The sequence below is a fragment of the Bartonella sp. MR168JLCBS genome (assembly GCF_042194175.1).
In genome coordinates this window covers 424-725 of sequence record NZ_JBHIMP010000075.1, presented here as the reverse complement: position 1 = coordinate 725, position 302 = coordinate 424, and the positions used below count along the sequence as shown (strand labels likewise).

General features: G+C 44.0%; 1 pseudogene. It reads left to right on the top strand.

The features are described from left to right. A pseudogene (locus tag ACFIK8_RS09180) lies at positions 1–302 on the top strand (COG4223 family protein); the annotation flags it as partial.

Below are 302 nucleotides of genomic sequence, written 5' to 3'. Positions count from 1 at the left end.
CGCCTTCCATCGATGGACTTGATCTGTTGCAAAAAACAGCCACTATAGGTCTTCCAAGTCCAGCGCAGCTTTCAGCTAATTTTGCCAATGTTGCCGATGCAATCGTTGCTACGCAAAAGGTTGTTGCGCCAGATGCTAGTTTTTTTGAACGGATTTTTGCATGGATAAAAGGTTTGGTTATTTCGCGACCGATTGGAGATGTTAAAGGTATGACGCTAGGAGCGATTGCAGCACGGATGGAAGTTGCTATTCAAATAGGTGATTATAAAAAGGCTTTGAGCGAATGGGAAACATTGCCCCAA